This window comes from Candidatus Epulonipiscium viviparus, assembly GCF_030708075.1.
GTDB classification, from domain to species: Bacteria; Bacillota; Clostridia; order Lachnospirales; family Cellulosilyticaceae; genus Epulonipiscioides; species Epulonipiscioides viviparus.
Genome location: NZ_CP117982.1, coordinates 335,685 through 356,115, shown reverse-complemented (window position 1 = coordinate 356,115; position 20,431 = coordinate 335,685). Strand labels below are relative to the sequence as shown.

At 37.9% G+C, this 20,431-nt stretch carries 14 protein-coding genes; 8 read left to right on the top strand and 6 right to left on the bottom strand.

Translation table 11 applies throughout. The features are described 5' to 3' along the window. Positions 1–13: 13 nt before the first annotated feature. Genes mutL through PCY70_RS01160 form a run of 4 tightly spaced genes read right to left on the bottom strand, consistent with a single transcriptional unit; the run spans position 14 to position 8,152 of the window. Positions 14–2,956, bottom strand: coding sequence for a DNA mismatch repair endonuclease MutL (gene mutL, locus PCY70_RS01175; protein WP_305768121.1), 2,943 nt, complete (start codon positions 2,954–2,956; stop codon positions 14–16). An 18-nt stretch (positions 2,957–2,974) separates the two neighbouring features. Further along, on the bottom strand, positions 2,975–5,515 hold the full coding sequence (gene mutS, locus PCY70_RS01170; protein ID WP_305768120.1) for a DNA mismatch repair protein MutS: 2,541 nt from the start codon (positions 5,513–5,515) through the stop codon (positions 2,975–2,977). Continuing rightward, entirely contained in the window at positions 5,516–6,940 is a 1,425-nt protein-coding gene (miaB, locus tag PCY70_RS01165; protein ID WP_305768119.1) for a tRNA (N6-isopentenyl adenosine(37)-C2)-methylthiotransferase MiaB, read from the bottom strand. A gap of 9 nt (positions 6,941–6,949) precedes the next feature. After that, positions 6,950–8,152: a methionine gamma-lyase family protein gene (locus PCY70_RS01160; RefSeq protein ID WP_330697035.1), complete on the bottom strand. Its 1,203-nt coding sequence runs from the start codon at positions 8,150–8,152 to the stop codon at positions 6,950–6,952. A 160-nt stretch (positions 8,153–8,312) separates the two neighbouring features. On the opposite strand from PCY70_RS01160, the gene PCY70_RS01155 reads away from it, so the two are divergent. Further along, a complete protein-coding gene (locus tag PCY70_RS01155; RefSeq protein WP_305768118.1) occupies positions 8,313–9,188 on the top strand; it encodes a DUF4349 domain-containing protein in 876 nt (291 codons plus the stop codon). A 57-nt stretch (positions 9,189–9,245) separates the two neighbouring features. Here the strand turns inward: PCY70_RS01155 and deoC are convergent, their stop codons facing one another. Continuing rightward, a complete protein-coding gene (gene deoC, locus PCY70_RS01150) occupies positions 9,246–9,920 on the bottom strand; it encodes a deoxyribose-phosphate aldolase (RefSeq protein ID WP_029488117.1) in 675 nt (224 codons plus the stop codon). A 157-nt stretch (positions 9,921–10,077) separates the two neighbouring features. On the opposite strand from deoC, the gene asrA reads away from it, so the two are divergent. The 7 genes from asrA to PCY70_RS01115 all read left to right on the top strand — a co-directional run bounded on the left by asrA (position 10,078) and on the right by PCY70_RS01115 (position 19,530). Further along, entirely contained in the window at positions 10,078–11,088 is a 1,011-nt protein-coding gene (gene asrA / locus PCY70_RS01145; protein WP_305768117.1) for an anaerobic sulfite reductase subunit AsrA, read from the top strand. Beyond that, the gene (gene asrB / locus PCY70_RS01140) at positions 11,075–11,869 is read left to right on the top strand and encodes an anaerobic sulfite reductase subunit AsrB (RefSeq protein WP_305768934.1); all 795 of its coding nucleotides are present in this window, start codon (positions 11,075–11,077) and stop codon (positions 11,867–11,869) included. The genes asrA and asrB overlap by 14 nt, the downstream gene beginning before the upstream one ends. Positions 11,870–11,878: 9 nt before the next feature. Beyond that, entirely contained in the window at positions 11,879–12,841 is a 963-nt protein-coding gene (gene asrC, locus PCY70_RS01135) for a sulfite reductase subunit C (protein ID WP_010167628.1), read from the top strand. A gap of 38 nt (positions 12,842–12,879) precedes the next feature. After that, the gene (locus PCY70_RS01130; protein ID WP_305768116.1) at positions 12,880–14,838 is read left to right on the top strand and encodes an oxidoreductase; all 1,959 of its coding nucleotides are present in this window, start codon (positions 12,880–12,882) and stop codon (positions 14,836–14,838) included. A gap of 259 nt (positions 14,839–15,097) precedes the next feature. Next, positions 15,098–16,732, top strand: a complete 1,635-nt coding sequence (locus PCY70_RS01125) for a M23 family metallopeptidase (protein WP_305768115.1) — start codon at positions 15,098–15,100, stop codon at positions 16,730–16,732. A 134-nt stretch (positions 16,733–16,866) separates the two neighbouring features. Continuing rightward, a complete protein-coding gene (gene thrS / locus PCY70_RS01120; protein ID WP_156778407.1) occupies positions 16,867–18,675 on the top strand; it encodes a threonine--tRNA ligase in 1,809 nt (602 codons plus the stop codon). A gap of 18 nt (positions 18,676–18,693) precedes the next feature. Then, positions 18,694–19,530: a hypothetical protein gene (locus PCY70_RS01115; protein ID WP_010167636.1), complete on the top strand. Its 837-nt coding sequence runs from the start codon at positions 18,694–18,696 to the stop codon at positions 19,528–19,530. On the opposite strand, the gene PCY70_RS01110 is transcribed toward PCY70_RS01115, so the two are convergent. Beyond that, positions 19,519–20,424, bottom strand: a complete 906-nt coding sequence (locus PCY70_RS01110) for a sugar phosphate nucleotidyltransferase (protein ID WP_305768114.1) — start codon at positions 20,422–20,424, stop codon at positions 19,519–19,521. The two genes, PCY70_RS01115 and PCY70_RS01110, sit on opposite strands and share 12 nt — an antisense overlap. Between the last annotated feature and the right edge of the window lie 7 nt (positions 20,425–20,431).

Genomic DNA, 20,431 nt, shown 5'->3' with positions numbered 1-20,431 from the left:
TGTCTACTAAACACTAGACGATTCGTCTAAATAATTTTTCGATATCTGATTTTTCTAAACTAATTAAAGTTGGCCTGCCATGAGGGCAGCTAAAAGGGTTCTCAAGTACCAATAAAGACTCTATCAGATTTTTACATTCTGTTTTGGAAATTTTATGATTACCCTTTATCGCAGCTTTGCAAGCCATTCTTATTATTTTCTCTTCTGGCAAAGATATACCTTTATTATTGCCGAAATCTTCTAAAAATGATTTTACTTGAGATTGAGCCATAGGTTGATTAAATAGAAATGGAACGCCTCGAATAATCATAGTTATTTCATTGAGCATTTCAATTTCGAAGCCTGCTTTTTCTAAAAGTGCAAAGTGTGCAGCTATGAGAGGTAGCGTATTCGCAGTAGGCCTAAAAATCATAGGACATAGTAATTGTTGCGAATCAACCGTATTGGAGTGAAATTCTGCCAAAAGCTTCTCATAGATAACTCGTTCATGGGCAGCATGCTGATCCATAATTAACACTTTATCCATATATTTAATCATCCAGTAAGTTTCGAAAATTTGTCCTAACAAAAAATAATCGAGACCTTCTTGTGGAATAGCTACAGTATTTTTTGGAGCAGCAGTTACCGTGTATGCAGCATCTGCGGAGTCAGCTACATATTCAAACGTATTTTTTACTAGCGCGGTATAATCTACTGATCTGGCATTAGCGGTTGCATAGGCCGCATCAGAAGTAGCGTTTGAATGAGCTGCCCCATGAGTAGCGTTTACATGAGCTGCCCCATGAGTAGCGTTTGAATGAGCTGCCCCATGAGTAGCGTTTACATGAGCTGCCCCATGAGTAGCATTTGAATGAGCTGCCCCATGAGTAGCGGTTACATGAGCTGCCCCATGAGTAGCGTTTACATGAGCCGCATCAGAAGTAGCGTTTACATGAGCCGCATCAGAAGTAGCGTTTACATGAGCCGCATCAGAAGTAGCGGTTACATGAGCCGCATCAGAAGTAGTGGTTACATGAGCCGCATCAGAAGTAGCGGTTACATGAGCCGCATCAGAAGTAGCGGTTACATGGGCCGCATCAGAAGTAGCGTTTACATGAGCTGCCCCAGAAGTAGCGGTTACATGAGCCGCATCAGAAGTAGCGGTTACATGAGCCGCATCAGAAATAGCGTTTACATGAGCCGGCTCGAAAATAAGGGTGGCAAGGGGGGGCATGAAGAGGGTGTGTGCGTGCGGGGCATCAGAAGTAGCGTTTGCATGAGCCGCCTCAGAAGTAGCGTTTGCATGAGCTGCCCCACGAGTAGCGCTTGCATGAGCCGCCCCAAGAGTAGCGTTTGAATGAGCCGCCCCATGAGTAGCGTTTACATGAGCCGCATCAGAAGTAGCGTTTGCATGGGCTGCCCCATGAGTAGCGGTTACATGAGCCGCCTCAGGAGTAGCGTTTGAATGAGCTGCCCCATGAGTAGCGTTTAAATGAGCTGCCTCATGAGTAGCGTTTACATGAGCTGCCTCAGAAGTAGCGTTTACATGAGCCGCATCAGAAGTAGCGTTTACATGGGCCGCCTCAGAAGTAGCGTTTGCATGAGCCGCATCAGAAGTAGCGTTTGAATGAGCTGCCCCCGGAGTAGCATTTGAATGAGCTGCCCCATGAGTAGCGTTTGAATGAGCTGCCCCATGAGTAGCGTTTACATGAGCCGCATCAGAAGTAGCGTTTGAATGAGCTGCCCCATGAGTAGCGGTTACATGAGCCGCATCAGAAGTAGCGGTTGCATGAGCTGCCCCATGAGTAGCGTTTACATGGGCTGCCTCAGGTACTATCAATGTCGGTTTTTTTCTAAATAGATTGTTAAATTTTAATTCATTGCTTAATGCATCGACCGTAATAGCAGGAGTGACGAGTTTTGCTTGATCAATATTAAGCGCAGGTTTTTTATGTGCAGACTTAGGTAGTGCTTCTGCAAAAGTAGGCATTAAATTTATTTCGCTTAAAGTTTGTTTTATAGCATTGATGATGGCGGTTTTGATCGCATCACTATCTTTAAATCGTACTTCTAGCTTGGCAGGATGCACATTGACATCTAGATGAGATGCTGGCATAGTAACGCGAAGAATAGCAACCGGAAATTTTTTCGCCATAGTGAGAGTTTTATATGCTTCCTCAACTGCTTCATTAAAAATTTTATTGGTTATATATCTTCCATTGATAAAAAATAATTCCCAACTTCGATTAGATTTGCTGAGGGTTAATTTTCCAATTCGACCTTCTAGTTTAAAGTCTTTGGTTGCATATTGAATAGGTATAGTTCCGTCAGAAATTTCTTTGCCAAAAATGTTGAAAATTACTTCCTTTAAATTATTATTACCTCGAGTTTGAAATATCGGTTTTGAATCCTTAATATACTTGAATGCAATGTTTGGATGCGAGAGAGCCAATTTATATATAATATCAGTGATGCGTCCGGCTTCAACACCAGCGGATTTCAAAAAAGCTTTTCGAGCGGGAACATTGAAAAATAAATCTTGGATTACAAACGTGGTACCTTGAGACGCTGCGACATCCATAGTGTTGGTTATCGTGCCGCCAGATACAGTCACTCGCCTTCCTGTTGCGCTGTCTTTATTTTTGCTAGTAAGTTCCACTTTAGCAATCGAGCTGATACTAGATAGAGCTTCGCCTCGAAACCCCATTGTTAACACATGTTCTAAATCGCTTGTAGTGCTTATTTTACTTGTTGAATGTTTGAGAAATGCAATTTCTATTTCATCTAATTGAAATCCAGATCCATTATCTATAATCTTAATTAACTCAACGCCGCCTTTACTAATTTCTACTGTAATAACAGTGGCACCAGCATCTATGCTATTTTCTACCAATTCTTTTACAACAGATGCGGGGCGCTCTACTACCTCTCCAGCAGCAATCTGATTAATGGTTAAGGGGTCTAATAATTTAATCATAATTGATCGAGTCTCCTTTTAGCTATTTACTAAATTTTTGAGTTGCTGAATAGTTTCGATTGCCTTTGCAGGAGTTAAATCCATTATATTGATGTCATTAATAGTGTTTACTAGATCGTCATAATCATGAGATTCGATATCATATGATTGTGAAAATGCGGGTAAAACTTCAGAGTTAGTAGTATTAAGTTTTTCTGCATCTAATTTTGATAAAATTTGACCAGCTCGGTGTAATACATCAACCGGTAATCCGGCTAGCTTAGCAACTTCTAGTCCAAAGCTTTTTCCAGCAACACCTTCTGCAATTTTGTGTAAAAATATTAATGAATTTTTGTTTTGTTGTACAGTTACGCAATAGTTTTTTATGTTTGCATATTGATTGACCAACTGCGGCAATTCATGATAATGAGTAGAAAACAGAGTTTTTGCCCCCACCTTATTAATGGCAATATATTCTATAACTGCTTGTGCAATGCTCAAGCCATCAAGAGTGCTAGTTCCTCTGCCAATCTCATCAAGGATTAATAAGCTGTTTGAAGTGGCATTGATCAAGATGTTAGAAACTTCGCTCATCTCGACCATAAACGTACTTTTGCCAGAAATAAGATCATCGGAAGCACCTACACGAGTAAATATTTTATCTACAACAGATATTTCTGCCGATGTTGCAGGGACGAAAGATCCGATTTGCGCCAAAATCACGATTAAACCAACTTGCTTCATGTAGGTAGATTTTCCACCCATATTAGGGCCTGTAATCAAAGCGATTTGAGTATCTTCTTGCCCTAAGCAAGTGTCATTGGAAATAAACGATTGTGTTCCAATAATGGTCTCCGCAACTGGATGTCTTCCTGCAGCAATATTAATTTCGCCATTGGTTGTAATAGTGGGGCGTACATAGTTGTTGGAAATAGCAACAGCGCTTAACGATATATATGCATCGAGCTTAGCAATATTCTTAGAAGTCTCTAATATACGTTTTATATTTGTTTCAATTTTTTGTACTACTTCCATAAAAATATCATATTCAAGTTGGCAGATCAAAGAATCTGCATTTAAAATTTGCTCTTCTATGTCTTTTAATTCTTCTGTAATATAACGTTCGCAATTTACCAACGTCTGTTTTCTTGTATAATGTTCGGGAACTAAATTTTTATTGGAGTTGGTGACCTCTAAAAAATATCCAAAAACTTTATTATACTTAATTTTCAGGTTTTTAATTCCGGTACTTTCGCGTTCACGAGCTTCTATCTCTACTAGCCAAGACGCGCCTTTGTCTTTGATATCCTTCAGTTTAAATACCTCGGAGCTATAAGTTTTTTTAATAATTCCACCATCTTTAATCGAAAGAGGCGCATCTTCATTGATAGCACTGTTGATCAAAGTGTAAATATCTTCCAAAATATCTAAATTGCGGCTTATTGTAGATAGCTCAGTACTAGTAGTAGTAGCAATTAGATCTTGGATCGCAGCTAAATATAAAATAGAGTCTTTAAGCACGATCAAGTCTTTTGCATTACAAGTTTTGTATCCTATTTTAGCAACAATCTTTTCTAGATCATAAATTGACTTTAAATATTCTCGTAAATCACTTGCCAAAAAAATATTTTGAACTAACTCAGCAACCGCATCTTGGCGAAGTAGGATTTGAGATTTATCCAATAATGGTGTTAAAATCCAATTTTTAATTTCGCGCTTGCCCATAGGAGTAACGGCTTTATCTAAAATGCTTAATAGCGAACCTTTTTTACTTTTATCATGCAATGTTTCTATAAGCTCGAGATTTTTGATTACTTCGGTTCCGAGATACATATTTTCGGCGATAGTATAAAGTTGTAAATCTGTTAAGTGAATTAATGAATTTTTGGCAATACTAGTTAAATAATGCAAAAGCGATCCCACACATAAAACTAGTACATCAGTATCTATTCGCTGCAATACAGAATTTTCAAAATGATTATTGAGCTCTTCTTTTAAATTAGTTATTTCAGGCAAAGATTGAACCAATGCATTGCATTCTTGTATCAAAAATTTTTCGATATCAGAACCCATAACTTCAGTATTGATAAGACATTCCACAGGCATATGCTTGGAAATTTCATCAATGACTTGCTTGGAATTTTTTTCTATTTGTATGGCTTTCCACTCGCATGCTGTAACATTGCAAAAGCTAAGCGCATAAGAATTTTTTAATTTTACGACGCAAGCGATATAGTTATCATTGGTGCTTTCCAAGCTAGTTCCAGGAGTAATCACTCGCACCACATCTCGCATAACGATGCCTTTGGATTCGTTAGAATTTTCTATCTGTTCGCATATGGCAACCTTGTATCCTTTGTTTGTTAATTTAAGAATATACGAATCAACGCTATGATGAGGCACCCCACACATTGGGGGAGAGTCTTCGCCATTCCGCTTGGTTAACGTAAGTTCGAGTTCTTGGCTAGCAAAAACTGCATCATCGAAAAACATTTCATAAAAATCACCTAATCTAAAAAATAATAAGCAGTCGCTGTATTTTTTTTTGATTTCAAAGTATTGTTTTAACATCGGGGTCATCTATAAATCCTCACTTACTTTTATTTCTCCAACCAAATAATGTGTTTTGGAATTAGTAATTTTGACGGTTACAAACTCTCCGATGAAGTTTAGCGGAGCTTTGACATGTACTAAAATTCCGGTATCGGTTCTACCGCTTAACATTGTGGCATCATTTTTGCTGGAATCTTCTAATAATATTTCGTATGTGTTACCTATTTGTGCAGCCATAAAATCTGCAGCGATTGTGTTTACAGCAGCAACTAATTGGTTAAATCTAGCTTTTATAACATCTTCATCGACTTGATTTTCCATTGTTGCTGCAGGAGTGCCGGTACGCTTCGAATATATAAAGGTAAAAGCGCTTAAATATTGAATTTGTGTAACGACGTCTAAAGTATCTGCAAAGTCGGAATCGGATTCACCCGGAAATCCAACGATAATATCAGTCGTCAATGTGGCAGATGGAATCGCCTTCTTTATTTTGGCAACCAAATCTAGGTATTCTTCTCGAGTATAGCCACGATTCATTTGTTGTAAAATGCGTGTACTACCAGATTGTATAGGCAAGTGAAGTCCTTTACAAATGTTATCATGTTTTGCTATAGATTCTATAAGTTGATCACTAAAATCTTTTGGATGCGAAGTCATAAATCGAATACGTTTTAGCCCATCTATTGAAGCTAATCGTTCGAGCAAATCTGTAAACGTAGGTTTCGTTGCTAAATTTTTGCCGTAAGAATTTACATTTTGACCCAATAGCATAATTTCTTTGACGCCATCATCGACCAACGCTTTTACTTGATCATAAATATCATCCACCTCACGGCTGCGTTCTCTTCCGCGCACATACGGAACTATACAATATGTGCAAAAGTTGTTGCAGCCATACATAATGTTGACACAAGACTTAAACTGGTGCTTTCTGATGCTGGGCAAATCCTCGACAATTTCTTGGTGTGTTTCCCAAATATCAATTATGTTCTCGCCAGTTTCGATTCTAGTTTGTAAAAGTTCTGGCAACTTATATATGTTGTACGTACCAAAAATAATATCAACAAATTTATACTTTTGCTTTAATGTTTTAAGGACCACATCTTGCTGCATCATGCATCCGCAAAGTGCCACCATAAAGTTGGGTTGCTTCTTTTTGCGATGCTTTAGCGCACCCAATTTGCCAAAGATTTTTAGCTCGGCATTTTCGCGAACGCAACACGTATTGTATATTAAAAAATCGGCAGTCTTTTCGCTGGCTGCTTTAGTATATCCTAATTTGGTAAGAACCCCTTCGATTTTTTCAGAATCAAGAGCATTCATTTGGCAACCAAATGTTCCAATAAAAAATGTTAAACCTTTATCTTTAATATGTTGCGAAAGTTTTGATATAATTTCGTCTTGTCTTTTTGCTTCTTCGGTAGTTATCTTTACTTCTAAACGCTTACTCATCGCATCCTCCTAAGCAATTAAGCCCTTGTCTTTCATAATTTGTAATGCAGTATCGATTCCTATTTGAGCATGATATTGTGTTAATCCGCCTTGGAAAAATACGGTAAATGGGGGTTTTATTGGAGCGTCGGCACTGAGTTCAATAGAAGATCCCTGAACAAATGCTCCAGCAGCCATAACTACAGGTACATCATACCCTGGCATTTCCCACGGAATGGGTTTAACAAAGCTATCGACCGGGGCAGCCTTCTGAATGCCCTCGCAAAAAGCAATTACATTTTCGGCGGTATTCATTTCGATTGCTTGAACTATGTCGGATCTTTTTTCGTTCCACTTTGGAATTGCATTAAAACCTAGTTGCTCAAATTTGTATGCAGCATAAACCGCTCCCTTCAAGGCGTTGGCAACAACCTCTGGAGCCAAAAATAATCCTTGTAACACATTTTTATTGGTTCCAAGTGTCGCTCCTACTTCTTTGCCGAGCCCCGGTGCTGTAAGTCGCATCGCTGCGGCTTCAACGTATTTGCGTTTACCTACAATATAGCCGCCAGATTCGCATAAGCCTCCACCAGGATTTTTGATAAGAGAGCCAACTACCAAATCCGCGCCCACTTCGCTAGGCTCAATCTCTTCTACAAACTCGCCATAGCAGTTATCCACAAGGCATATAATATCTGCTCGAACAGCTTTTACTGTTGATATTATTTTTGCAATCTGAGCAACAGACAGTGTAGGCCGAGTAGAATATCCTTTAGAACGCTGAATTGTAACCATTTTGGTTGATGATGTAATGGCATTCGTGATTCCTGCGAAGTCTATTTCGTTTGTAGGCAAAAGATCAACTTGATGATAATTAACTCCAAATTCTGCAAGGCTCCCGGATGCTTCTCGTATTCCTATTACAGACAGAAGCGTGTCGTATGGTTTGCCTACTACAGAAAGTAGCGTATCGCCAGGGCGTAGGTTGCCAAAAAATGATACGGTTAATGCATGAGTTCCAGACATCAACTGAGGTCGCACCAGGGCATCTTCTGCTCCAAATACATCAGCATAAATTTTCTCTATGATTTCTCGCCCGCTATCGTCGTATCCATAGCCAGAGCTTCCTGCAAAATGAGAATATTCTAATTTATTCTTTTGCATAGCAGCCAATATTTTTGTACCAACTGCAAATCTGATTCTATCAATTTCTTTAAATTGTTCTTCTAACATTCTCGCCTCCAAAATTTTTATATCTAAAAGTATAGCCAAAAAATTTGAAAAATAAACATATTGAGACAATTTATATGCAAAAATGAAATTTGACGATATATTGACAGAATGTTAAGTTTGTTATATACTTCAAAAAATACATAAAAGTACAGGAGGTATTATGAAAAAAATTATATTATTGATGGCAATATTTTTGTTAGCGGGGTGTAGCTCGGCGAACGAAGATTATAAAGTTGCCCTACCAGAAAGTATGGAAATAATGGAAATGGGGGAAATGAGTGCAGGTGGTGGATATGCTAAGATGGCTGATTCAGCACCGAGAGCGAATAGCGCGATGCCAGATATTGCTATGCCGAACAGAAAGATGATTAAAAACGGTAATATGAATATTGAAACCACAGCATTTGATGAGTCGATCGATGTTATATTTACGAAAATTGAAGAGTTAGGCGGATTTATCGAAAGCTACTCCGTGTATGGCAAGGGAGATACCTTCAACCCTCGGAGTGCATATATGCAGGTGCGTATTCCCGAAGAAGAGTTCAATAACTTTATAGATGACACGGCAGATTTTGGTGTTGCGACTTCGAAATCTATAGATGTTCAGGATATCACAGATCAATATGTAGATACGGAGCTTAGAATTAAATCGCTTGAAACTCAGCGCGACCGGTTGCTAGAATTACTGAAAGAGGCTGGCACACTGACTGAATTATTTGAAATCGAAAAGGAACTAAACAACGTTATATATGAGTTAGAACTTGCGCAAGGTTCTCTGAATAAATATGACAGTTTGCTAGATTTCTCAACTATAGATATTACTGTGAGAGAAGTCTATGAATATGTTGACGCGCATCCGGAACCGGTAACTTTTATGGATCGTATTATTCAGGCATTTAAAGATTCGTTTAAAAATCTGTTTGCAGTTATTCAGTCCGCGATAGTAGCGTTTGTGTTATATTTACCATTTATTGCCATTATTGCTATTATAATCATCATATTAATCAAAGTTTTTAGAGTAAAAAAACGTAAGTAATCTAGAAATGAGGGGGCACAAAACCCCCTTCTTGACTATTTTAAAAACAGTAGCAGTTTAGTAAGAATTGCTGGCGGTCGATCCGTTGACGATTGCAAGCCCCGAGCTAGTGCCAAGTCTTGTTGCACCGGCAGAGATCATGGCTTTTGCCGATTCTATTGATCGAACATTTCCTGAGGCTTTTACGCCCATTGAAGGCCCAACAGTTTGACGCATCAATTTGATATCCGATTCGGTGGCACCATCTGTAGAAAATCCTGTGGATGTCTTTACAAAATCAGCTCCAACTTCTTTGCAAATTTCACAAACTTTAATTTTCTCCTCGTCTGTTAGTAGGCAAGTTTCGATAATTACTTTTACTATAGCTCTTCCTGCAACTCCGACAACTACACGTCTAATGTCCTCTCGAACGAAATTCCAATCACCAGATTTTAGCTTACCAACGTTTATAACCATATCAACTTCATCTGCACCATTTTCAATCGCTTCGTTGGCTTCAAAAACTTTTGTTGCAGTCGTCGTGGCTCCCAATGGAAAACCAATCACCGTACAAACTTTTACAGAAGAGTGTTTCAATTGATCTGCACAAAGCGAGACATAACTTGGATTTATACATACAGAACAGAAACCGTTTTCTTTTGCTTGATCGCATAATTGTATAATTTGATCTGCTCGTGCATTTTGTTTTAATAAAGTATGATCTATCATTGCTGCTATTGTATCTTCTGCCATAATAGTTGCTCCTTTTGCTGCTGTTTTATAATAAAATAACATTTTTGCGAGGCAGCTGCAAGGCCCATAAAAAATATAATTGGTAGCGTTGTATTTTGTCGAAATTTATAGTAACATGTTTTATTCATCAAAACTACTAATGGGAGGTATATTTTAAATGGGATTTGTTTTGGATACAACGCATATGAACAAGTTTTTACAAAATTTAAAAGATGAATATTTATTTTTTGCACCCAAGCGATTTGTTGGTGGAGGAACTTTTTCGGATACAGACTGTATTAGGTATGGGCAGATACATTCTATAGAAGAAGTGGTTTTTGACGCAAAATCTCAATATTCCTTTAAAGAAGCAATACTTCCGATATCTCAAACGTTATTTTATTTTACAGAAGAAGAAGCAACCGAGGCAGCGATGCCGCAAAAGAAGGCTCTAATTTTTGTACGTAACTGCGATCTGCATGCGGTAAAAAGATTAGATGGCATATATTTAAATAACGGGTTTCCTGATCATTACTATACAAAGCTGCGAGAAGCTGTAAAGTTTGTGGTGATGGGTTGTGAAAGCTCGTTTGAGAATTGTTTTTGCGTAAGTATGGGTACTTCAAAAAGCGATGATTATGCATTATCAATCGATAAGCAAGGCGCGGACTATGCGATCGATTGTAAGGACTACTCTTTTGCAAATTCATTTAAGGGTGGAATTCCTGCAGATGTAGAGCCTAAATTTGTATCATCTAATGAAGTGACAGTTGCGATTCCCAAAGACCTTGATAACCGAGTGGCTAATAGCAAAATGTGGGACGAATATGACACCCGCTGCATTGCTTGTGGCAGATGCAATTTTGTATGCCCTACCTGTACTTGTTTCACGACGCAAGATATTTTCTACAGCGATAACGGCAAAGTTGGTGAACGTCGCAGAGTTTGGGCATCATGTATGGTGGACGGCTTTACCGATATGGCTGGCGGGCATCAGTTTAGAGTTAAGAGAGGGCAGCGCATGAGATATAGAGTTTTACACAAAGTTTTGAATTATAAGAAGAAACATGGCGAAAACATGTGTGTAGGTTGTGGCAGATGCGACGATATTTGTCCCGAATATATTTCGTTTTCGAATGCTATCAATAAGCTAGAATCTGCTCTGAAAGAGGTGGCTGGCAATGAATAATTATATACCTTTTGAATCCCAAATTTTAGAAGTAATAAAGCATACTGAAATTGAGTATACGTTTAGAATGTCTTACGATGGCGATGAAGTAACCCCGGGGCAATTTTTTGAAGTGAGCTTGCCCAAATTTGGTGAAGCACCGATTTCTGTTAGTGGCATTGGCGCCGGATATGTAGATCTAACCATCCGCAAAGTAGGAAAAGTGACAAACGAAATATTTGAGCATTACACAGGAGATTCGCTAAAATTGCGAGGACCTTATGGCAACGGATTTTATATCGAGAATTTTCAAGATAAAGAGTTGGTGGTTATTGCAGGTGGAACAGGACTGTCTCCGGTAAAGGGAGTAATAGATTATTTCGCGGCGCACTCAGATCAGGCCAAAAAGATTACGCTGATTGTTGGATTTAGAAGCCCCGACGATATTTTATTCAAAAAGGATTTGGAACGCTGGAACAAAAATATCAACGTAATTTTAACCCTAGATACTTCACCAGAAGGCAAATATAAAACAGGCTTTGTAACGCAATATATTCCAGATTTAAAGTTTGATAACAAGGCTAATGCGGCAGTCATTGTTGTGGGACCTCCTATAATGATGAAATTTTCTGTAAAAGGTGTTTTGGATTTAGGAATTGCACCAGAACAAATTTGGGTTTCTTATGAGAGAAGAATGTGTTGCGGATTGGGGAAATGTGGCCACTGCAGAATTAACGAAGAGTATATTTGCTTATCAGGACCTGTATATAACTATGTCGATGCAAAAAATTTGGTAGATTAAGGAGATTCTATGGATATTAATACTAAGAAACTAAAAAAGAATGCATTCCGTGTAACAAAAGTTAGAGGCATCACCGCTGCTCGTATTCGTGTTCCAGGTGGATATTTAAACGCAAAATATTTGGAAGCAATAAAAACGATTGCACAGACTTATGGCGATGGGACCATCCATATCACCAGTCGCCAGGGATTTGAGATTATGGGCATCCCCTTCGAACAAATGGAGCGAGTAAATAAAGTGATTCAGGAATTGATCGATGGAATGGAAATTAATCAAGAAGCATTTGACCAGGGGTATCCAGCATCTGGCACAAGAAATATTTCTGCTTGTATAGGCAATAAAGTTTGTCCGTATGCTTGTTATAACACAACTAAATTTGCTAAAAAGATTGAGAAGGCCGTATTTCCGAACGACTTGCATTTTAAAATTGGTTTAACGGGCTGCCCCAATGACTGCGCCAAGGCTAGGATGAATGATTTTGGCATTATCGGAATGACTCTTCCACAATTTGACAAAAACAGATGTGTCAGTTGCGGTGCTTGTGTTCGAATGTGTGCCAAAAAATCTGTTAAGGCCTTAGAAGGCATAAATTATAGACCTGTTCGCAACCACGAAAAGTGTATCGGCTGCGGAGAATGCATCGTGAATTGCCCAACGATGGCCTGGACTAGAAGTGAAAAAAAGTATTATAAACTAAGTCTCCTAGGCAGAACAGGCAAAAAAAATCCGCGTCTTGGTGAAGATTTTATCAAATGGGCCGATGAAGACAGCATCCTAAAAATTATTTTAAATACGTATGATTATGTTGGCAAATATATCGATCTCAATGCTGCAGGAGGCAAAGAGCACATTGGATATATCGTTGATCGAACTGGATTTGAAGTGTATAAAGAGTGGGCACTAAAAGGTGTAACATTGCCGGAAGAATCGCAAATATATAGCCCGATCTATTGGAGTGGATTGCATTTTTAGATAATGCTATTACAGTAATAAATTAATTGGAGGAAAATATGTACCCAAAATTATTTCAAGCCGGAAAAATAGGCAACTTAACTTTAAAGAACCGCGTAATTATGATGCCACTAGCGATGGGTGTTGCAGAAGAAGATCAGACAATAGGACCTGCGTATCTAGAATATATCCTGCAAAGAGCAGATGGCGGAGTTGCAATGATTATATTAGAAAATACGCGAGTGGATGATGCGCATGGTGTCGCATTGAAGCGACAGATGAGTACAGCAAGGGACGAGCATATTGCGCCACTAAAGCATCTGACGGATATATTGCACAGCAAGGAAATTGTAGTGTTCACGCAACTACATCATCCGGGGAGGGAGTCGTTTTCATTTTTGAATGGCAATGAGCCGTTGTGGTCATCGTCGTCTAAGCCCTGCGGTGTATGTAACCAAGAAACTCACGAAATGACTACTGCCGAGGTTGAGGAAGTGATAGCTAAATTTGCGGCAGCAGCACGACGTTCTAAGGATGGTGGTTGCGATGGAGTGGAATTGCATGGAGCACATGGCTATTTAATTTCGCAGTTTCTCAGCCCGTATACAAATCAAAGATCAGATAGATTTGGAGCGGATCGATTTACTTTTGTAAAAGAAATTATTGAGGCTATCAGAAAAGTTTGCGGCGAAGAATTTCCGATTGGAGTGCGTTTAACAGTTGATGAATTGTTGGCACCCAATGGCGTTGTAAGCTATTTTACAATAGATGACGGAATAGATGTGTGCAAGCGTCTTGAAAAAATGGGAGTAGCATATATAAATGTGTCGCAAGGAATTTACGAATCGTTTAATGCATTATCAGAGCCGATGACATATGATCAGGGTTGTAGAACAGAGCTAATCCGTAGAATTAGAGATAACGTGGATCTACCATTAATGGCAGTAAACATGGTAAAAGAGCCTTGGTTTGCAGAGAAAATGCTAGAAGACGATTTGGTAGATTTTGTGGGATTGGGACGTGCCGTTGTTGCAGATCCCGGATGGGCCAAAAAAGCTGCAGCAGGCAGAGAAAACAATATAAATCGATGTATTTCCTGTACGTACTGTTTTGAGACATTGGTTAGCGATGCCATAACAGCTGGGAGTGGACCTGTAAAATGTGCGATTAACCCTGTCGCAGGAAGAGAAACAGAATATACGTTTGCTAATAATAAAGATGGAAACGGGCGTGTAGTTGTAGTGATAGGAGCGGGGCTTGCTGGATTGGAAGCTGCACGAGTGCTGGCTATACGTGGATTCAAGACGATAATTTTGGAGAAAACCGGCCGTGTTGGTGGACAAATCAATATTGCAAATAAGCCGCCCCGCAAAGAGAAAATCAATTGGATTGTGGAATATGAAATTACTCAATTAGAAGAACTGAAAGTCGAAATCAGATTAAATACTCCTGTAACTGCAGAACTTCTGAAATCACTAAATCCGTACGCAGTTTTGGTCGCAACTGGTGCGGTATCTACAAAGCCCGCTGTTCCAGGAATTGATTTAACACACGTTAAAACTGTAGAAGAAACATTGACCCTCGGTAAAGCAATTTCAAACTTTAAGGTAAGCGTAATAGGTTCGGGGGCAACAGGGCTTGAAGTTGCAGAATTACTTTGTGAAAATGGAAATGAAGTAACAATAATCGAGATGCTAGACAAAGTTGGGAAAAATATTTATGTACAGCATTACCTCGATGCTATGGATAGATTATCAAAATATGATGTAAAATATATGGCCTCTACAAAATTGATGGAGGTAAGAGATGGAGCGGTTGTGGTAGAAGATATGAATACGCAAGCAGTGAGTGAAATAGCTGCGGACTATGTAGTGGTATCAACTGGCGTAAAATCGATCGATGTCAGCGCTATCGCATATGCAGCATGTGCTAATGTTGCAGTAGTGGGGGATGCATTAAAACCGGGAAGGATAGAGTCTGCAATACGAACTGCATTTGAAGTAGCATATAAAATTTAGATAATTGATTTTTAATCCTCTGATTCGCTTGGAGGATTTTTTTAATTATACCGGAAATACAATTTATTTATTTTTTTGGTTGAGAAGTGGAATAAAAATTTAAATGTTACATAAATATTAATTATAATTATAGAATAATGAAATTTGGTACAAAAATATTCCTAAGAACATAATAATAATGTTCTACTATTTAAAATCGTGGCAGGATTTGTCGATAATATGTGAGAGCTCCTAAGGAGTGGTTTGGAGGTTAAAGGTTATGAAGTTATTAAGAACGAACAATGATAAGAACATGAATACAAACAAAATCAGTAAAATGATGCTAATGGTACTTTTGTTTGAAGCTGCTTTTATGGGAGGTCATGGCGTTCAAGTTTATGCAGCAGAAAGTTCTTACCAAGTATTTTTTGATAACGAGTTAGTTGGAATAGTGAAGAATGAATCAGATGCATATGAAGCATTTTTAGAAATGGAAAATAACCTTGAAGAAAAAGAAGGTAGAAGTATTCAGATTCAAAATAAGTTTGATACCAAAAAAGTAGCAGATAGTAATCAAAACTTATTAACTCAGGATAAATTGATTGATATTTTGAGTTCAAAAGTTGATTATTTGGTGGAAGCATATGAATTGACAATAGATGGCAAAGTTGTGGGAATTGTAAATGATGAGCAAGAAGCTTTGGAGTTACTATCAGAAGTGGCTAGCGGATATATGCATACATTATCAAACGATACAAGTGTCGCAATTTCACCAAAAGCTGCAATGACCCCTGCTATTGCCGGAGTAGTGCCTATTACTATCGGTGCCGGAATCTCTACTAAAGAAGCTGTAACAGACCAATTTTCGATTACCAATAACACTATCAAAAATACCGAAAAACCTATTACCTTAACAGACGAAAAGATTAAGACTTTGTCCGAAGAAGTTGACATTTATTCAGATAAACCTGCAGCAATAGTGGCCGAAAGTTTAGAGATTACTCAAGAAATTGGCGGTCGAATTTTATATGCCAAAAAGGAATCAATTAACCCGGAAACTGTTGTAGATGCGCTATTAGCTGATAATTTTGATGCGATCAATTATACTCTTAAAAGTGGGGATACATTATCCAATATCGCGAGGCAATATGATACTACAACAAATAATCTATTAGCATTAAATCCTCAAATTAAAAATGCGAATCAAATAAAGGTTGGCGAAACAATTACAGTGTCTAAATCGGCTCCAAAGTTGGAAACTCAGCTGATCGAAAAGGCCACTTTTATTGAAAAAATTCCGGCTGAGATTGAGTATAAAGCAAACTCGAATATGCTAAAAGGTGAAGAAAAAATTATTAAGCAAGGAAAAGATGGGGTCAAAGAAATTTATGTTGAAATCATTAAAGTGAATGGAAAAGAAGTTGGCAGAAGTATTATTGACGAAAAGATTCTATATAATGAAGTAAAGACTGTGATTGAATATGGAACCAAAACAGCTACCGCGGGAACAGATTCAAATGTCGTATCATCTAGCAAGAGCATGTTTATGCATCCATTGAATGGTGAAGGTTGGATGTCTTCGGCATATGGACCTAGATGGGGGACTTTCCATGGCGGAATCGACTTTGCAGCCGTTGCTGGAACTAACATATATGCAGCAGCTAGCGGAACTGTTACATACTCAACATACAACTATGGCGGGTATGGCAACCTGGTAATAATTGATCATGGTAATGGATATGAAACCTATTATGCACACAACTCTCGAAATTACGTAAAAGTAGGGGATAAAGTAAGTAAGGGACAACACATTGCAGAAGTTGGCTCTACTGGAGATTCTACTGGAAATCACATTCACTTCGAGATTCGTAAAAATGGTGTACGCCAAAATCCGGCTAACTATATAACTTATTAATATTTTTTAATCCTCTCTAACAAAGAGGATTTTTTTTGATCGTTTTTGGAGGCTTGACATTAAATTTTGCCAAACTTATAATAGGTTTATATTTTGCTCTATTATATAGAAGAGCTTTTGTAAAAGGAGATATTATGAATATTTATTTAGAAGACGGAACAGTTGCAGCATTTGAAGACAGCAAACATACATTTTGGCATACAGCTTCACATGTTTTGGCACATGCAGTAAAAAATTTGTATCCAACCATTTCGTTGGCTATTGGGCCTGCGATTGATAATGGGTTTTATTATGATTTTGATGCGGAGAAACATTTCAGCGATGAAGAGCTTGCCAAAATAGAAGCAGAGATGAAGAAAATCGTTAAGGCTAAGCATCCGATTGTAAAATTTGCTTTGCCTAAAGACAAGGCATTGGAGCTGATGAAAGATGAGCCATATAAAATTGAGTTAATCAATGAATTGCCTGCAGATGCCGAGATTACTTTTTATAAGCAAGGTGATTTTGTAGACCTGTGCGCAGGACCGCATCTTTCTAATACCAAGCAAGTAGAAGCGTTTAAATTGACCTCTTGCGCAGGTGCGTATTGGCGAGGCAATGAAAAAAATAAGATGTTATATAGAATTTATGGTACTGCTTTCCCTAAAAAAGCTATGTTAACTGAATACCTTGCAGCTGTGGAAGAAGCCAAAAAACGTGATCATAATAAATTGGGTCGTGAACTGAAGTTGTTTGCAACAGATGAAACTGTGGGTCAGGGACTTCCATTGATTATGCCAAAAGGGGCAAAGGTTATTCAAACGCTGCAGCGATGGATTGAAGATTTGGAAGAGGAGAATGGCTATTTACTGACTAAAACTCCGAATATGGCTAAAAATGATTTGTACAAAATTTCGGGGCATTGGAGTCATTATAAGGATGGAATGTTTGTGATGGGAAACGAAGAAAAGGATGACGAAATTATTGCCTTGCGACCTATGACTTGCCCATTTCAATTTATGATTTATAAGCAAGAGCAGCATAGCTACCGAGATTTGCCTATTAGATATGCGGAGACAGCCACACTTGCTAGGAACGAATCTTCAGGAGAGATGCATGGGTTAATTAGAGTAAGGCAATTTACTCTTGCTGATGGACACATTGTATGTACTCCAGATCAGCTGGAAACAGAATTTAAAAATGTGGTCGACTTGATCAAATATATCATGAAAACGCTGGGAATCGATAAGGATATTTCGTATAGATTTTCGAAATGGAGCCCTGAGTTTAAGGAAAAATATATTGATAATCCAGAGGCTTGGGAAACCACTGAAACTATTATGAAAAACATTTTGGATCATCTGAAAATTGATTATAAAGAAGCTGAAAATGAGGCCGCATTTTATGGACCTAAACTCGATGTACAATTTAAAAATGTTCATGGCAAAGAGGATACAATTATCACGGTTCAAATTGACTTTGCGTTGGCGGAAAGATTTAATATGACCTACGTTGATGCGGATGGTGAAAAGAAGCTTCCTTATATTATTCATCGCTCATCTCTTGGATGCTACGAGCGAACGCTTGCTATGTTAATCGAGAAATATGCAGGAGCATTTCCAACGTGGCTTGCCCCTACTGCAGTCAAAATACTTCCTATTTCTGACAAATACGCAGACTATGCGGCCGAAGTTGCAGCAACGCTTCGTAAAAATAAAATTTTGGTAGAGATTGATCAGAGGACCGAAAAAATTGGGTATAAGATTCGTGAAGCTCGCAATGAAAGAGTTCCTTATATTGTAGTTGTGGGAGCAGACGAAATGGAGAACAAAACTGTTTCTGTTAGAAGTAGGCAAAAAGGTGAAGAGGGAGTATTTGCACTGGATGTTTTTGCGCAAAGAGTTGCAGATGAAATAGCATCTAAATTTAATTACCATGATAATATTACCAATACTTTTAAATAAATATAGTTAGGAGAACCTATGGATACCTTTATATTTGCAATTAGCAAGCATAACGCGTTTGTATGTGACTATTATCAGGGTGAGTTTAAAACCTTAACATTTAATAAAAGTGATTTTTATGAATTATATTGTTATCATGATATGAGTGAGCTTATCGATTATTTGAATTATCCGTTAAACTGTAAAAAATTCAAAGATAGTGACGTAATAATTTTATATGATGAGCCTATTATATATGAATATTTGTATAAAAATCGTGAGCGCTTTAGGTTGGCAAATCAGGTGACACTAATGCATCTCAAATCAGCAATATGGGCATATATAGCAAAGCGAAATAAAGATGCGGTCTATACTTTTGAGGGGGCTTTTTTTCAGCTGACGGATCATGGAATTGTTTCTGTTGCAGAAGAAGAAGAGATGGAATCCATAGCAATTTCACTAACGGATTTATCAAAAATGTTGATTAATGATGAGATGGATACGCTGTTGCTAGATGACGAGGCAGCTAGAGATATTTTACGATTACAGCTGAATAATCATATCGATACAGAGTTTAAAAATTGTTTGGTACTAGCTCCAGCAACCATTCATGTAACCAAAACTGGTGAAAAAACTTTTTTAGCAGTAAACGATATTTTGGTACCCGAAAGTCTTATTGCCGATGGGGCCACAGTAAAAGTGGGAGAGGCTCTATTTTCATATACTCATGAGGTTACAAAATTATTAGGTAAAAAGCAAATTTCTGTGATTACAAAAAAAGCTGCAGTGGACGGAATATTTAGATGGCAAGATGCAGCAGAGGATGATATTTGGGCAAAAAAAGACGCCATCGTTGGCGTGATTTCAGCTCCATAAATTTTGAGGATAAACTCCCTGTTCTTGTAGAAATTTTATCGCAGCAAGAAGAGCTGGTTTATCCTCTTTGTATGTTATTCCAAACCATTTATCTTTTGAGTCAATAACCGCAACAGCTTCTGGGTCACTCTTTAATATATGACTAATTACAAAAGTTAAAATGAATTCGCAGTTTAGTGAATTAGACTCCAAATTGATTTCTAAAAATTCCATAAATCCGGTTTCTATCGCATCAAATATCTTTGGCGTAAATCCCCAAAAGTTCATAGAAACTATGGCATTGGATTTAAGTTTTATAAACTGATTATTTTCTTTGCATCGAATGATAGCTCCAATTTTTTCAACATTGTGTTTTTCTTGAATGTTTATCAAAAAACTATTTTGTACATCGCAAACACCTCTAGTCACAGTTCCGTTCTTGCTTAGTGTATTCTCTAAAACATAGCCTATCATAGCATAAGAAGTATTTTCATCGGCATTTAATAAAAAGTTATAGATGCTATAAAATGCGTCCCGACCATAGAAATCATCAGCATTGATAACTGCAAATGGAGCATCAAGAATATCTTTGCAGCAAAATATTGCATGTCCGGTTCCCCAAGGTTTTACTCTATTTGCGGGAACATTATATCCATCTGGAATATTGTTAATATCCTGACAAACATAAGTAACTTCTATTTTGCCAGCAATTCGTTTTCCGATTGCATTTTGAAAAATTTCTTTGTCTTCGGCTTTGATGATAAACACAACTTTTTTAAATCCTGCTTTTATGGCATCATAGATAGAAAAGTCTATGATAAATTCACCGTTATCTGTAATGGGTTCAACTTGCTTTAATGATCCAAAGCGACTGGCCATCCCAGCGGCCATAATGACTAAAATAGGTTCTTGCATTTTTTGT

Coding starts and splice junctions, on each gene's coding strand:
- mutL (WP_305768121.1), bottom strand. CDS start 2,956: ATGATTAAATTATTAGACCCCTTAACCATTAATCAGATTGCTGCTGGA.
- mutS (WP_305768120.1), bottom strand. CDS start 5,515: ATGACCCCGATGTTAAAACAATACTTTGAAATCAAAAAAAAATACAGC.
- miaB (WP_305768119.1), bottom strand. CDS start 6,940: ATGAGTAAGCGTTTAGAAGTAAAGATAACTACCGAAGAAGCAAAAAGA.
- PCY70_RS01160 (WP_330697035.1), bottom strand. CDS start 8,152: ATGTTAGAAGAACAATTTAAAGAAATTGATAGAATCAGATTTGCAGTT.
- PCY70_RS01155 (WP_305768118.1), top strand. CDS start 8,313: ATGAAAAAAATTATATTATTGATGGCAATATTTTTGTTAGCGGGGTGT.
- deoC (WP_029488117.1), bottom strand. CDS start 9,920: ATGGCAGAAGATACAATAGCAGCAATGATAGATCATACTTTATTAAAA.
- asrA (WP_305768117.1), top strand. CDS start 10,078: ATGGGATTTGTTTTGGATACAACGCATATGAACAAGTTTTTACAAAAT.
- asrC (WP_010167628.1), top strand. CDS start 11,879: ATGGATATTAATACTAAGAAACTAAAAAAGAATGCATTCCGTGTAACA.
- PCY70_RS01130 (WP_305768116.1), top strand. CDS start 12,880: ATGTACCCAAAATTATTTCAAGCCGGAAAAATAGGCAACTTAACTTTA.
- PCY70_RS01125 (WP_305768115.1), top strand. CDS start 15,098: ATGAAGTTATTAAGAACGAACAATGATAAGAACATGAATACAAACAAA.
- thrS (WP_156778407.1), top strand. CDS start 16,867: ATGAATATTTATTTAGAAGACGGAACAGTTGCAGCATTTGAAGACAGC.
- PCY70_RS01115 (WP_010167636.1), top strand. CDS start 18,694: ATGGATACCTTTATATTTGCAATTAGCAAGCATAACGCGTTTGTATGT.
- PCY70_RS01110 (WP_305768114.1), bottom strand. CDS start 20,424: ATGCAAGAACCTATTTTAGTCATTATGGCCGCTGGGATGGCCAGTCGC.